The following is a 14,449-nucleotide window of genomic DNA, read 5'->3' as shown; positions in this document are numbered from 1 at the left end:
TGTCTTTTCTCATTATTGTGCTCCTTCCCTACTCTTCAAATGAAAGGTTAATCGGTTCATGGTTTACTTGTGAAGTATAATCAATATTTGTGGTCGGGGTTCGGTTATCAACAATACTAAGCGATAGACTATCCATCCATAATTGACCTTTACCAGATAGAAGAGCTCCAAAAGAAATGATCCCACTATCTTGAGGAACATCTAATACAATTGAATGATGATTCCAATCACAGTCCGTTGTAATGGGACGATCTGCCATGTTATCAAATTGCAATATGTCTCCGTAGGTACTGTCTACTCTCATCCAAAAACCACAGAAACCTTCAATATCCTTTGCCTTTAAAAATCCAGAAAATTTCAATCGCTTATTTCGATAATGGTCAGCTTTCACTTGCTGCATAATGGTCGCGAATTCGTGCTCTGACTCTGTTGAAATTGATTTTAATGTGGCTGAGCGTCTACCTTGATGAAAGACTTCTTCGTCTATATCGATTTTGAAGTGAAACGGGTGACTTCCACTTAAAAACCAACCTTTTATTTTTTGTGGCTCCATTGAGGTATTCTCCTTTTTTTGTAATTTTAATTTTGACATGAGCTTTCGATATTGTCCAGGTGGCAGGTGATAGGCTTTTTTAAAGGATCGAGTAAAGGATTCCTGTGATTCAAAGCGAAAATAAAAGGCGATATCAATAATTTTCTCGTCAGACTGTAATAAAAGATGAGCTGCATTTGCAAGTCGACGAGATCGTACATAGTCCATGACAGATTGCCCGATTTCCTTATAAAAAAGACGATGAAAATGATATTTAGAAAAGCCAGCATGTTTAGCAATGGACTCTAGAGAAAGTCGCTCATGTAAGTTGTTTTCGATGAATGCGATGATTTGTTTACTGATTGTATAATGGTTCATCATGACCTCCTGTATGATTAATGTACCATAATGTACCGTTTGATTTTTGACCTGTATTGCTTTATGAATTGAAGTATCTGTATAAAAATTGTGTTGAAAAACGTCAAGAGTAAAAGAATTGATGAAAAAAGATGAGTTTTTTTATAACTTACCTAACTTTTCTTCATTTTAATGTAAGCGATTACAAAATAGAATAGAAGTATCACAAGAAAGGGGGAAATATGATGAAGAAGCTCATGTATGTGTTTGGAATCTGTTTGTTTTTACTATTGATTGCAGCTTGTAATTCACAAAGTGAAGAGGCTGATGCACCGTCAACAGGAGGGGAAGAGGAAATACCTAATGAAGAGGTACAAACAAATGGTGATGAGGAAGAAATTGAACTAAGGATTACTTGGTGGGGCGGACAAGAGAGACATGATCGTACGTTGAAGGTCATTGAGTTGTATGAAGAACAGAATCCGCATGTCACGATTGTACCCGAATATTCTGGGTTTGATGGGTATTTTGATAAGCTTTCAACACAGCTTGCAGCAGGAAATGCACCTGATATTGTTCAGTATGGAGGTAATTTAAACGACTTCGTTGCTCGTGGTACAGTACTTCCACTAGATGATTATGTTGGAAATGAGCTTGATTTAAGTCAGCATGATCAAAGTATGATTGACGCTGCTACATTTGATGGACAGTTTTATGGAGTAACATTGGGGACGAATGCAAGAGGGGTTCTGTTAAATAAAACGTTATTCGATGAAGCTGGTGTAGCGCTTCCGAGTGAAGATTGGTCATGGGAAGATTTTCATGAGATTGCTAATGAGTTATCAGCAGCGTTGGATGGTATTTATGGGACGGCTGACTTTGAAGAGGATGGGTTTGGAACCTTTTTAGCACAACGGGATAAATGGACATATTTAGATGGTGAGATTGGTTTTGAATCACAAGATGTAAAGGATTGGTTTTCACTTTGGAAGGAGTTAAGAGAAGCTGGAGGTGCTGCAATTCCAGAGGTTCAAGTAACAGCGACTCAGACACCAGAACAGTCATTAATTGTGCAACGTACCGTAGCAATGGAAGCGATTGCGAGTAATCAGCTAGGGGCCTATCAAGGTGCCACTGAAGATGAGTTGATCTTATTTATTAATCCTTACAATAGTGAATCAGGTCAGAATGGAGTAGGGCTAAGGCCAAGTCAATTTTTAGCAGGTACAAATACGACCGATCACCCGGAAGAGGTGGCTAAGTTCTTAGGTTTCTTTGTCAATGATTTAGAGGCAACTGAAATTCTCGGGAATGATCGTGGAGCACCGGTCAATGCCGAAGTTCGTGACTCTCTCTTAGATTCAGGGGATGTTGTAGATCAAGAAATATTTGCTTATATTGACTGGGTTAGCTCAACATCGGATGCACCATATATTCCGAATTTACCTGGCTACAACGAGAATACTCAACTTTTTCAAGAGACAGCTGAGCGAATCTACTTTGAACAATCGACTGTTGAAGAGGCTTCAGAAAATTACTTCAATGAATTAATAGCTAATATTGAACGGTATTCGGAAGAATAATAGAATGATCGAGTGGCTCAGGTTCAATCTAATAATGAGAGTGAAGTGGAGCCACTCTCAACATGTAATAAAGAAATTTGAATTCGTTTAAAAAATAGAGAGTAGGAGGGATCGTTGTGGAGAACCCTACGGAAAAGATAAATCCGATTATCCAAATAAAAGCAGTAACGAAACAAAAACGAGATCGAAAGCATAGCTTCATTGCATATATGTTTTTATTACCATGGCTAATTGGCTTTTTCGGATTAGTATTAGGCCCGATGATTAGTTCATTGTACTTGTCATTTACTCGCTTCGACTTAATGAATCCACCGCGATGGATTGGTCTAGCCAATTATCAAAATCTCTTTCAAGATCAACGTTTTTGGGATTCTGTGCAAGTGACAGCTACGTTTGTGATTATTGCTGTCCCAACCCAGCTAATAGCTGCTTTGTTAGTAGCTATTTTGTTGAATCGTAGTATGAAAGGGATTGGCATTTATCGAACCGTTTATTATATTCCTTCGTTATTAGGAGGAAGTGTTGCGATAGCTTTATTATGGAAAAATATTTTTGGCATTGATGGTTTAGTGAATCAAGTACTTGCTTTTTTAAATATTACGGGAAAGGGTTGGGTTGCTCACCCGGACTTTGCATTAGGAACATTAATCATTTTAGCAACGTGGCAGTTCGGTGCCTCGATGGTGATCTTTCTTGCGGGCTTGAAGCAAATTCCGTCCGAGCTTTATGAAGCAGCATCGGTTGATGGAGCGAACAATATAAGTAAGTTTTTTAAGATTACATTACCACTGTTAACTCCTGTATTGTTCTTTAACTTAGTCATTGAGCTCATTAAATCGATTCAAGTATTCACCTCTTCCTACATTATTAGTGAAGGGACAGGTGGGCCAATTAACTCGACTTTGTTCTACACACTGTATTTATATCAAAAAGGGTTTTCTCATTTTGAAATGGGATACGCTTCAGCAATGGCTTGGATTCTAGTTATGGTACTAGGAACATTGACTGCGTTTATCTTTATCTCATCTAAATATTGGGTCTACTATGAGGATGGAGGGAAATCATAAATGAGGAGAAAAGTTAGTGGAAAGCGAATCGTCGTTCATATATTTATCATTTCCTTCGGTCTTCTTATGCTCTATCCTGTTTTATGGATGATTTCAAGCTCGTTAAAGCCAGAGTATTTAATTTTCTCATCACCAGGGCTATGGCCGACAGAAATAACGCTCGATAATTATTTAAATGGTTGGAATGTTGTAAGAGATGTGACCTTTGGCTCTTTTTTCAAAAATTCCTTCTTAATTAGTTCAATTAGCGTCATTGCGAATATTGTTACGTGTTCAATGGCAGCATACGCCTTTTCTCGTTTGAAATTCCCGTTAAAGAAGCTGTTGTTTGCATGTATGCTGATGACCATTATGCTACCGGCTCACGTTACATTAGTACCGCAATATACGATCTTTCATCAGCTTGATTGGATTAATACAATCTTACCATTAACAGTACCAAAGCTATTAGCAACGGATGCTTTCTTTATCTTTTTAATGGTGCAGTTCTTCCGAGGAATTCCTCGTGAATTAGATGAAAGTGCAACGATGGATGGATGTGGTATCATTCAAATTTATTTTCGAATTATCATTCCACTAGCGTTGCCTGTGTTAATTACAACAGCGATCTTTACCTTTATTTGGACATGGGATGATTTCTTTAGTCAAATTCTTTATTTAAATACGATTGATCAATTTACGGTGCCCTTAGGCCTACGTCTTTTCTTAGATTCACAAGGACAATCCTCTTGGGGGGCAGTGTTTGCGATGTCTGTTCTTTCTTTAATACCTATTTCTACGGTCTTCTTTATCTTTCAAAAGTATATTGTTGAAGGGATTGCGACAACAGGTCTGAAAGGGTAGAATGCAAGAAAGCGTTTTCTTTGCTAAATAAAGAAAAAAGGATGGCCATCTCTAATGTTCAAAAAATTAACGACGATAATGGTAATAAGTTTTGTATTAGTGAATGGAGTTTTTCTCGCGGCACTTAGCATGGCTTCTTATCGCTCCTTTTTTAACTTTACGTCCGAGGAAATTAGTGAAACGAGACTGACATTGTTGAATGAAAGTGCTAAAAAGCTTGCTGGATTTATTTCAAGTGTCAGTGAGGCAGGTGTATACATTGCTATTAATCGTAACGTTATTGAAATGTTTTCTGATGAGCCAGACAATGCTTATGACGCGATAAGTGATCAACGAGAATTAATTAGCATTATGAATGGTGTCACAAGTATGAAGACTTTTATTCATTCTATCGAAGTTTACACAAACCATTATGAGGACTATCCAATTGTTTCTAGTGAAGTGGTTCAACCGATTAATCATGTGATGAATGAAAAGTGGTTCCCTTCTCTTTTTTCAAAAGCAGATTATGCATGGATTCCTAAGCATGAATCCATTTATTCGAATGAGGAGTTCATTAGTTATATGCATAGACTGATGAATCAACGTGGTGAGACAGTTGGTTATATTAAAGTGAATGTAACAGCCGAAGCGTTTTTTGAATATATGTCGGATAAAGAGTTGCTAAATCAAACGAGTGAACCTCTTATTCTTGTAAATACGGGTAGCAGAATTGTAGCGGAGACTCACACATCAGAAGCGTTTCCTGTCCTTGATCGAGTAGTCTCATCTATGAAAGATGAACCGTTCTCAACATTAACAGAAGACTATCAACAAATAACGAATCATCATGAGTTAATTAGGTATGATAATGACTACTTTCTATTGTTGTTATCAGAGCCTAATTATGATCAGTGGAGGTTAGCCCAAGTAATTCCGGTCGATGGTTTATATACAGAAACGAGACAAATGGGTATTATGATCTTTGCTATGGGCTTACTCGGCCTGTTGATTTCCATACCGATTGTTTACTGGATCGGAAAACGGTTTTCTCTACCAATCTCAAATTTAATTAAAGGAATGAGAAGTATTGAAAAAGGAGATTTCAATCAGAAGGTTGGGCCTTATTACATTGAAGAATATGATGTTCTTGCTTCTAATTTCAACAGAATGACAAAGGAATTGAATGAATCTGTTAAACGGTTGAAAGCTGAAAGCGGTTATAGGAGAGAGGCGGAAATCCGTGCCTTACAAAGTCAAATTATGCCTCATTTCTTATATAACACGCTAGATATGATCAGATGGAAGGCGATGGACCATCGTGCAGATGATATTAGTGATATGGTCAATCAGCTCAGCAGAATGCTACGAATTGGATTGAGTGGTGGTAATAAGTTTATCCTGCTTCGTGATGAATTAGAGCATGTGAAAAGCTATATTCAAATACAGCAGACAAGGCTTACAAGCCAGGTTCATTATCATGAAAGAGTAAAGGCGTCATTGAAGGATTTATATGTCCCGAAAATCATTTTACAGCCTTTCATCGAAAATAGTATAAGACACGGGTATCCATCATCGTATAAAGAAACGATTCATATTGGGGTAGAAGGAAGGATAATTGAAGAAGATCATCAACCCATGTTAGAGTTATTTGTTTCAGATAAGGGAATTGGACTTGCAGATGAGTGGAGCATTGAGACATGTACTGGAATTGGAATTAAAAATGTAGAAGAACGGATTTGGATGTATTGTGGAGATCCTTATCGGATTCAAATTCGAAATCGATGTGAGGGAGGGGTAGGCGTTCAAATCGTCTTACCGATTATTGAAGGGGAACATGCGTTACAGCAATGGATATGTAAGCAGCAAGAATGGCTTGATGGTTATAAGGGAGGTCAGTCATGAAGACGGTATATATTATCGATGATGATAAAGTAATTCGTGATGGCTTAGTTAAGCATGTACGCTGGCAAGAGCTTGGCTTTGAAATTGTGGAAACAGCTAAGGATGGCTTAGAGGCATTACACAAAATTGAACATAATCCTCCTGATGTCGTCATTACTGATATATATATGCCAAACATGACTGGACTAGAATTAACGAAAAAGTTATACGATCAATTTCCATCTATTCAAATCATTATCCAAAGTGGTTATGATCATTTTGAGAATGCACGTGAAGCGATTCAATATGGTGTTAAACACTTTTTCTTAAAGCCAGCCCCTATTCAAGAAATTGAGAACGTCTTAATTGAAATTAAACAAAAAATAGAAAGTGAAGAAAAGCAAAGAAAGCTACTAGCAAGCTATGAGAATCAACGTACGGAATATTTAATTTATACAAAAGATGCTCTTATTCGTGACATGTTAACGAAGCGATATAAGAAGGGAGCGATCCCGACAGAGAAACTTAAACTTTTACATATATCTCCTTTACAAAAAGTCATTGTTAGTACGTTAACGGTTATTCGTCCAGCCTATTTAACGAAAGCCCATGAGCGTGATTGGCAGCTAATGAAATTCAGTGTTCAAAATATCATTACAGAGTTAATTGAAACGGATAAGCGGACGAATAAGGTTGACCTTCATGTTGTCGACTATTCAGATTCAACATTTGTTCTCGTAGTTTTTGAGAATGAATATAAGGACTGCCTTGAGAAGTTATGTGAGGAGCTTGCGAATGAATTGATGAGTACATTGCTTTTCTATTTGAAGGTTTCAGTCATAATCGGAATTGGTCGTGTGAAACAAGGAATTCACGAGATGATCGACTCTTATCTTGAGAGTCAGCGAGCGTTAGAGGCTGCTGAGTATCAAGAGGTGAATAAAGTGTTCACTCTGTCTGAGGTTGAAACATATGGGTCTTCTCCGGTATATTCGTATCCATTTGAGATGATCACATCGATTCAAAGTGCTATTCAACAAAAAGATACAGAGCTTGTCTATTCTATTTGGATGAAGTTTACAGAAGAAATAAAAAGTGAACAAAGCATTCCATTGCTGATCGTTCAAAATGTATGTGTAACGATTTTGAATGCACTCATGTTTGATGCACAGCTTCGTGAACAATGGCACAGTAAGGATTTGTCCAAATTAATTGGAACAGTGTATGCTCATCGTACGATTCATCAGTTGACTGAATGGATGAACCTGCACATAGAAGAATGGATTCAGCAGGTGAAGGAAGAATTAACTGGACGTAAAAGCTATAAATTAATCGTTGGTGTGAAGGGGTATGTGCATGAGTATTATGATCAGGAGATTACATTGGCTGAAATTGCAGAGTCATTGTATGTGAACCGGAATTATTTGTCCCAGTTATTTAAGAAGGTGACAGGTGAGACATTTGTAAACTACCTTAATCATTTTCGAATTGAAAAAGCAAAGGACTACTTGCGTCAAAAAAAGTATATGGTCTATGAAGTGAGTGAAATGGTAGGCTATCAAAATCCTACTTATTTCAGTCAAGTATTTAAGTCGATGACAGGCGTAAGCCCATCAGAATATCACTAAGAGGAGGATCGTATGGTCAAAAAAGAAGAGATTCAGCTACGAGATCCGTTTGTTTTTGTTGATAATGAAACGAATAAATACTACTTGTTTGGTAGTACTGATCCTAATATTTGGGAAGAGGGTATTGGATTTGATGTCTATATAAGTGAGGATTTAGAATATTGGGATGGACCATTTCCTGTTTTTCGTCCCAGTGATACGTTTTATTCTAAGGAGAATTTTTGGGCACCTGAAGTACATGAGCATAAGGGAAAATATTTTACGTTTGCGACGTTTCTAAGAAAGGGGAGCAGAATACGTGGTACAGGAATTCTTTGCTCTAACTCGTTAACAGGTCCGTTCTTACCCCATAGCGAAGGTCCAGTTACACCGGAGGATTGGCACTGTCTAGATGGTACATTACATGTTGATGGTGCAGGAGAACCTTGGATTGTTTTTTGTCATGAATGGGTTCAAATTGCCGATGGTGAGTTATGTGCTCAAAGGTTATCAACAAATTTGAAACATACGATTGGAAAACCTATTACGTTATTTAAAGCATCTGAAGCACCATGGACAACCGCTTTTAAACATCGTAGATTTCCGAACAGAAATAATTATGTAACAGATGGTCCGTATTTGTTTCACTCTCAAAGTGGTGAACTGATGATGCTATGGTCGAGCTTCATTGATCATGTTTACGCACAAGGGATTGCTAGGTCAACAACTGGACAAGTGTTAGGACCGTGGGTGCAAGAGGAGGAGGCGTTGCTTAGTAATGATGGTGGCCATGGAATGGTCTTTTCGACTTTTGAAGGGCAACGAATGTTAACCCTACATACGCCTAATAAAACGCCATTGGAGCGTCCGATTTTCATTAAGCTAGACGAAGTAAATGGGCAAATAGTCGTGAGGAGGGACTAGTATGGCAATTGATCGAAAAGAAGTCGTACAACGACATTTTCCGAAAGTGACAGAAGTAGTTCCCCATTCGCCACTTAGTGTTGGGAATGGTGAGTTTGCCTTCACGGCAGATATAACAGGATTACAATCATTTCCAGATGCGTATGAAGTTCCATTAAGTACGCAGTCGAATTGGGGCTGGCATTCATCAAATGGGCATCATGTATATACGATTGATGATGTCGATCAACAAGAGTTGCATACGAATGGACGATTTGTTAAATATCCATTGTATCCAGGTCAAACACTTGAAGCTTATCACTGGTTACGCCAAAATCCACATCGACTACAGTTAGGGCAGCTTTCCTTTCAATTTTGTAAAGAGGATGGCACTTTAGCAAAGATAGAAGATATAAAGCAGATCGAGCAAACACTAAATATATGGGAGGGGTGTTTATATAGCTATTTCACTATTGAAGGTTATCCTGTCAAAGTGAAGACTGTCTGTCATCCATCGAAGGATGAATTAGCTATAAAAGTCGAATCCCCTCTATTAAAGACAAGACGCTTATGTGTTCAATTAACGTTTCCCAATCCTGAAGTTGCCTCAAATGAATGGGATCAAGCCATTGATCTGAGGTGGGATCATCCAGAACGCCATCGCACAAATGTCATTCAGCAACTTGCTAATGAGCTTTTGCTACGAAGATGTATGGATGATGATCATTATGATGTTCGATTAAGGTGGAATGTTGGAGAAATCGAACAAACTTCCGTTCATCAATTCTCACTTAGGCCAACTACTGGAGATCAGCTTGATTTATGTGTGGCATTTGGTCTATCTGAGGTTGCGGTTAGTCGTACGGTAAATGATGCCATTCAAGCAAGTCAAGTTTATTGGCAAAAATTTTGGCTAAAGGGAGGCATGCTTGATTTTTCAAAGTGTACGGATAAACGAGCACCTGAACTAGAAAGGCGAGTTATTTTATCCCAGTTTTTATTAGCGATTCATTCAAGTGGGAGTGTTCCACCTCAAGAGACGGGCTTTATGTACAATAGTTGGTTCGGTAAATTTCATCTTGAAATGCATTATTGGCATGCAGCACACTTTCCATTGTGGGGCAGAGGGGAGCTGTTAGAGAAGAGTTTAGGTTGGTATAAAAGGATATTGCCAAAAGCGAAAGAGCTAGCTCAATCACAGGGATATGCAGGGGCACGATGGCCGAAGATGGTTGGACCTGATGGAAACCAAAGCCCTTCACCAATTGCAGTCGCTCTTATTTGGCAACAGCCGCATCCAATTACGTTAGCTGAGCTTTGTTATCGTGTGAATAAACGAGATGATTTTTTAAAGGAGTATAAGGATCTCGTTTTTGAATCGGCTCATTTTATGGCGTCTTTTGCTGAATGGGATGTAGGGAGAGCTCAGTACGTCCTTGGACCACCACTTATTCCTGCACAAGAAAACCATCAACCAGAAGTTAGTATAAATCCTCCATATGAACTTGAATATTGGAAGTATGGGTTAGATTTAGCGATACAGTGGGCAGAGCGATTAAACGAGCCAGTGCCAAAGAAGTGGGAGGAAGTTGCAAACCATTTAGCTGATTCACCACATAAAGAGGGTGTCTATTTAGCACATGAGCAATGTCCATCGACTTTTACACAGTTTCAACATGATCATCCGTCGATGGTGGCATCGTTAGGGGTGTTACCAGGAGAGCGGATCAACCACCCTCGTATGAGACAAACGTTAAAAAAAGTAAAAGATGAGTGGGATTGGGATAGTGCTTGGGGATGGGATTTCCCAATGTGTGCAATGACAGCAGCAAGGTTAGGTGAGACGGAATGGGCAGTCGATTTTTTGTTAATGGATGGGATGAAAAATACGTATTTACAAAATGGACATAACTATCAACGTATAGGGCTAACGAGTTACTTACCAGGGAATGGAGCGCTCTTATTAGCAGTTGCCATGATGGCTGCAGGCTATGATGGGCATGAGGAGACGTTACTCGGGTTTCCGAAAAATGGTGAATGGAAAGTTGAGATGGAGGGGATACACCCGATTTTATAAGCAGTGCTAATTGAATCAGCGAATGTTTCGATAAAATCATAAACAGAAGAACATGGGTGTTGGCGCATCACTGGTCTTAATTGAATAGTTTTGAAAATAATCCACCTAGCCTGTCAGACCAAGGGTGGGTTATTTTTACCTTTGTAAGCTAATAGAGTGTGACTAACGAAGCATAGATAAAGCGAGATAGATTCAAGAAGGTCATATGGCATCCCCTTTTAGTTTAGGTTGCTACCCATTCGAGAGAAGTCATATTCTACTAGTTCGTGATCGTATAGTAGAGATTTCACACAAGTTCTTTTTAGGGTGTTTAACTTTATGTTAGAATGGCCTCATAGGGGGGAGATGTATTTTGAATCCTATGAAAGGGTTATTCGGATTATTGGTCGTTAGTGTGCTTATTAATATTTATTTAGTAGTGAATATAAATCAATTATCGAACGAGGTCGAGCATTTAATTGGTCTTCATTTCAATAATGAACGGAATATGGAGAACCGATTATCTTCTATTGATCGTGAGTTACTTGAATTAAATGAACAGAACCAGTGGGTAACAAATATGAGGTTTCGTCCAGAAGTTGAAGAATCGTCTTCAGAAGAAATTGTGTTGCAGAGTGAATGGACATTTCGTGAAATAGGAGAAGACGCTCATGTTACAATGATGTATAGAAAAGAGAATAGTAGTAACTGGAATGAAGCAGAGGCGACATTAGAAGCAGGCACAATTTATTCAAGTGAATTACGATTAAATCCAAATGAAAGTTATGTCTATCAAATCGTTTCAGAGGGGGGAATGAACAGAACGACAAATGAGGAAAGAATTCCAGAACACGTATATCAAAGACAATCACTTCAACTGAGTAAATCAACATCGCGTGGTGGAGCTAATATACCAATGTTGTTTAGTGCAACCATTCATGAGAGTGAGGCACTCTTTCCATTCTATGAAATTGAATCCGCTACCGCGACGTTTCGGTTAGAAGATGGAAGCGAAATAATCGAACCATTTCTAAAGAACCCGAACGAATCAGAAATGAATTCACAAAACGAATCATCAAGGTATACATCCACTTCCGTAACATCTTCCTCTTCATTACAAACAGATACTGCTATAGATGAAGGTGTAGTTGAAGAAGCAAACATATGGTATGTACAATTACAAGAAGTAGGGATAGGTTCAGTTGAAATTGAAGTGACCTATGTCGATGGGTATAAGCTTAGTGAGACGTATCATAAGTAATAGGAAGCGAAAAAGCGTTCAACGTATATTATTTGAACGCTTTTTCTTGATGAATGTGAATCCGATGTGTCAAATGGGCTCTTTATGAGCTTTTGTAATGGCTTCCGTACAACGCAATTAAGAAAAGACGCTGTCGCGTTTTTCTTATAAAATCGTATAGTCAATTTCCTGAAAACGTTCAACTTCTACTTTCCAGCGTTCTTCTACGAAAGAGACATGGCTAGGATGATTGTTATATGTATCGTAATCTTCTTGATTAGCAAATTCCATAGAAAAGCCGAAATCAAAGTCCGTTTTTGGGCTCGTCTGTCGTAATACTTCAAAATTATTTACGACAGGGATTGCACTTAGAATGGCTTGGCCATCTTTTAAAAATGTTTCTGTTGCTTGGTCGCTAAGAGAGTGTTTAAGGGTGAAAAATGCCATATGCTTGATTGTGCCTTTTTCCATATCGATCGCTCCTTCAAAGTAGTTTAATCTTATTATTGCATAAATTTAGAAGATTAGCGATTTATTTGATTTGATGTATATGTCGAACGGAGTGCTATAGAACTAGCACTCTGTTATAAACGTACTAGTATTTGTAGGAAATGGGTTAAATTGAAGTGGAATCAGAGGGTTATTGTCTTTTTATTTTTGCAATTTCTCTTTCGTTTCGAGAAGCTTTCTCCCAAATATGGTCTTGATCTGCTTCAATACTATCTAATCGCTGTATAACTTCTTTGTATTGAGACCTTGTTTCTTCTCTATGTGCTTGGATGTCCGCACGTAGCAAAGTCTGCCCTTCTTTTAAAGAACAAATATCTTCACGCATTGAAGATTGCTCCTTCTTTATGAAGGAGAGTTCCTGTTGCATTGAAGCCTGTCCGTGCTTTATAGAGGCTTGTTCTTCTTTCATAGATTGGAGTTCTGAATTTGTTTTTCCGACTGATGTGACGAGTTGTGTTAGTAAGTTTTCCATTCGATCAAGCTGTTCTTTTGACATTTGTGTCACCTCCTTTTCTTTTATTATAATTTACTCATTGACGCATGGCTAGAAAGAGATAAGTCCCCTTAGTTGATTATTTGTTCATTTTGATTGATGATTAAGGAGCGCTATTAATTTGATATAGAAATATTGGAGGGATATAGATGGAAATAGGAATTAGTACATTTGTCGAGACGACACCAACATTAAAAGATGGGAAAGCGCCGAGTCATGCTGAGCGGATTAGAGAAGTTGTGGAGGAAATCGTGTTAGCTGACCAAGTTGGACTGGATGTATTTGGTGTAGGTGAGCATCATCGTCACGATTTTGCTGCGTCTTCGCCTGCGGTTGTTTTAGCAGCAGCAGCGGCTCAGACAGAGAGGATTCGTTTAACAAGTGCGGTAACTGTACTTTCTTCCGCTGACCCTGTTCGGGTATTTCAAGATTTTGCAACCGTTGATGCGATCTCGAATGGTCGAGCTGAGATTATGGCAGGTAGAGGTTCTTTTATCGAATCATTTCCACTCTTCGGTTATGACTTGAATGATTATAATGAGCTGTTTGATGAAAAGCTAGAGCTTTTGTTAAAAATTCGTGAATCTGAAAAAGTAACATGGAGTGGGAAACATCGCTCAGCTATTCAAGGATTAGGTGTTTACCCTAGACCCGTACAAGAGCCGCTTCCTGTTTGGATAGGCAGTGGAGGGAATTCAGAATCGGTTGTGCGTGCTGGAGTTCTCGGGTTGCCGCTCGTATTAGCAATCATAGGCGGTAGTCCGCTACAGTTTGAACCGCTTGTCCGATTATATAAACGAGCAGCCGAGCATGCAGGACATGATGTATCAAAACTACCAGTTGCTTCGCATTCACATGGCTTTATTGCTGAGACGAATGCTGCAGCAGCAGATGATTTTTATCCATCAACAAAGTATGTCATGAGTCAACTAGGGCGTGAACGAGGCTGGCCCCCATATACGAGGGATACGTTTGATGCAGCGAGGAGCTTTGAAGGGGCTTTATATGTAGGTGATGTGCAAACCGTTGCGAAAAAAATTATTCATTTACGTAAAGAGGTTGGCATCACTCGTTTTATGTTACATGTTCCAGTCGGATCGATGCCACATGAAAAAGTGATGAGAGCGATTGAGCTATTAGGAAAAGAAGTTGCACCGCTTGTCCAAGAAGAGATTAAGAAGTGGGAGGAGAATGTCGGTCAATAAGTGCTTTGATTTGATTTTGTTAGAAAAAAGCTTTATTAACTCAAATAGAGTGTCTATAAAGTCATGTATACTTTGAGACACTTTTTTTGAGTACAAAAAAGAACAATGAGTTACATACATCAGGATAGTGTTCTTACGCAATAAGAGTTTTAGGAATTAGCTAACTGGAATTCGTTTCTTAGATAATTTA

Annotated in this window: 12 protein-coding genes; 9 read left to right on the top strand and 3 right to left on the bottom strand. The window is 38.5% G+C overall.

What is annotated here, in order from left to right; genetic code table 11:
- Positions 1-28: 28 nt before the first annotated feature.
- Positions 29-910: a helix-turn-helix transcriptional regulator gene (locus MW695_RS06765; protein WP_247104379.1), complete on the bottom strand. Its 882-nt coding sequence runs from the start codon at positions 908-910 to the stop codon at positions 29-31.
- Positions 911-1,134: 224 nt separating this feature from the next.
- Between MW695_RS06765 and MW695_RS06760 the strand changes: the two genes are divergently transcribed.
- The 8 genes from MW695_RS06760 (at position 1,135) to MW695_RS06725 (ending at position 12,072) form a co-directional block, all read left to right on the top strand.
- The gene (locus MW695_RS06760; protein ID WP_247104378.1) at positions 1,135-2,472 is read left to right on the top strand and encodes an ABC transporter substrate-binding protein; all 1,338 of its coding nucleotides are present in this window, start codon (positions 1,135-1,137) and stop codon (positions 2,470-2,472) included.
- Between the two features lie 209 nt (positions 2,473-2,681).
- The gene (locus MW695_RS06755) at positions 2,682-3,539 is read left to right on the top strand and encodes a carbohydrate ABC transporter permease (protein WP_247104509.1); all 858 of its coding nucleotides are present in this window, start codon (positions 2,682-2,684) and stop codon (positions 3,537-3,539) included.
- A complete protein-coding gene (locus tag MW695_RS06750) occupies positions 3,540-4,382 on the top strand; it encodes a carbohydrate ABC transporter permease (protein ID WP_247104377.1) in 843 nt (280 codons plus the stop codon). It abuts the gene before it with no gap.
- 54 nt (positions 4,383-4,436) lie between these two features.
- Entirely contained in the window at positions 4,437-6,266 is a 1,830-nt protein-coding gene (locus MW695_RS06745) for a cache domain-containing sensor histidine kinase (protein ID WP_247104376.1), read from the top strand.
- Complete coding sequence (locus MW695_RS06740; RefSeq protein ID WP_247104375.1) at positions 6,263-7,873, top strand: response regulator; 1,611 nt, start codon at positions 6,263-6,265, stop codon at positions 7,871-7,873. The genes MW695_RS06745 and MW695_RS06740 overlap by 4 nt, the downstream gene beginning before the upstream one ends.
- A 12-nt stretch (positions 7,874-7,885) precedes the next feature.
- Positions 7,886-8,776: a glycoside hydrolase family 43 protein gene (locus MW695_RS06735; RefSeq protein WP_247104374.1), complete on the top strand. Its 891-nt coding sequence runs from the start codon at positions 7,886-7,888 to the stop codon at positions 8,774-8,776.
- 1 nt (position 8,777) lies between these two features.
- Positions 8,778-10,832, top strand: a complete 2,055-nt coding sequence (locus MW695_RS06730) for a glycoside hydrolase family 65 (protein ID WP_247104373.1) — start codon at positions 8,778-8,780, stop codon at positions 10,830-10,832.
- A gap of 352 nt (positions 10,833-11,184) precedes the next feature.
- Entirely contained in the window at positions 11,185-12,072 is an 888-nt protein-coding gene (locus MW695_RS06725; RefSeq protein WP_247104372.1) for a hypothetical protein, read from the top strand.
- 144 nt (positions 12,073-12,216) lie between these two features.
- Here MW695_RS06725 and MW695_RS06720 read toward each other — a convergent pair whose 3' ends face one another.
- Together MW695_RS06720 and MW695_RS06715 are read right to left on the bottom strand one after the other, a co-directional pair.
- A complete protein-coding gene (locus MW695_RS06720) occupies positions 12,217-12,522 on the bottom strand; it encodes a Dabb family protein (RefSeq protein WP_247104370.1) in 306 nt (101 codons plus the stop codon).
- A gap of 169 nt (positions 12,523-12,691) precedes the next feature.
- A complete protein-coding gene (locus MW695_RS06715) occupies positions 12,692-13,057 on the bottom strand; it encodes a hypothetical protein (RefSeq protein ID WP_247104368.1) in 366 nt (121 codons plus the stop codon).
- A gap of 146 nt (positions 13,058-13,203) precedes the next feature.
- Here MW695_RS06715 and MW695_RS06710 point away from each other — a divergent pair, with 146 nt between their 5' ends.
- On the top strand, positions 13,204-14,259 hold the full coding sequence (locus MW695_RS06710; protein WP_247104367.1) for an LLM class flavin-dependent oxidoreductase: 1,056 nt from the start codon (positions 13,204-13,206) through the stop codon (positions 14,257-14,259).
- The last annotated feature ends 190 nt before the right edge of the window (positions 14,260-14,449 follow it).

This window comes from Halalkalibacter sp. APA_J-10(15) (assembly GCF_023017105.1).
Classification (GTDB): Bacteria; Bacillota; Bacilli; order Bacillales; family Bacillaceae_D; genus Halalkalibacter.
The sequence above is the reverse complement of the archived record's forward strand: the minus strand, read 5'-3'. Positions and strand labels throughout refer to the sequence as shown.